The 1,028-nt window shown below is 49.1% G+C and carries 1 protein-coding gene; it reads right to left on the reverse strand.

Going from position 1 to position 1,028, the window contains the following annotated elements:
* Positions 1-1,010: elongation factor Tu (gene tuf / locus ACP7AA_RS13080; RefSeq protein WP_426223823.1), on the reverse strand; the 1,010-nt coding region annotated here is incomplete at its 3' end.
* Positions 1,011-1,028: the final 18 nt, after the last annotated feature.

Below are 1,028 nucleotides of genomic sequence, written 5' to 3' on the forward strand. Positions count from 1 at the left end.
GTACGGAAGTAGAACTGTGGACGATAGCCGTTTAGGAATGGTGTGTGACGACCACCCTCTTCTTTGCTCAACACGTATACTTCAGCGTCAAACTTGGTGTGAGGGGTGATTGAACCTGGCTTAGCAAGTACTTGGCCACGTTGTACGTCTTCACGCTTAGTACCACGTAGTAGTACGCCACAGTTTTCGCCTGCACGACCTTCGTCAAGCAGTTTACGGAACATCTCTACACCAGTACAGGTGGTTTTTTGCGTGTCACGGATACCAACGATTTCGATCTCGTCACCAACACGTACGATACCTGATTCAACACGACCAGTAACAACAGTACCACGACCTGAGATTGAGAATACGTCTTCGATTGGCATTAGGAATGCTTTGTCGATGTCACGCTCTGGCTCTGGGATATAAGTATCTAGGATACCTAGTAGTTCTACTACGGCTGGTTGGCCATATTTGCCTTCGTCGCCTTTAAGGGCTTGGGTGGCTGAACCTTTTACGATTGGGGTGTCATCACCTGGGAAGTCGTAGTCGTTAAGAAGTTCACGAACTTCCATTTCAACTAGCTCAAGCAATTCTTCGTCATCAACAAGGTCACATTTGTTCATGAAGACGATGATGTACGGTACGCCAACCTGACGTGAAAGCAGGATGTGCTCACGGGTTTGTGGCATAGGGCCGTCAGTTGCTGATACAACTAGGATTGCGCCGTCCATTTGGGCTGCACCGGTGATCATGTTTTTAACATAATCGGCGTGACCTGGGCAATCGACGTGTGCGTAGTGACGTGATGGGGTGTCATATTCTACGTGTGAGGTGTTGATGGTGATGCCACGTGCTTTTTCTTCTGGTGCTGAGTCAATAGACGCGTAGTCTTTGGCTTCGCCACCAGAGGTGATTGCTGCTACGGTTGCGATAGCGGCGGTTAGGGTTGTTTTACCGTGGTCAACGTGTCCGATGGTACCGACGTTGACGTGTGGCTTGCTGCGTTCAAACTTGGCCTTTGCCATGGGTATTTCCTCTTTTTT

The organism is Psychrobacter sp. DWR1-2-3 (genome assembly GCF_049896465.1).
GTDB lineage: Bacteria > Pseudomonadota > Gammaproteobacteria > Pseudomonadales > Moraxellaceae > Psychrobacter > Psychrobacter maritimus.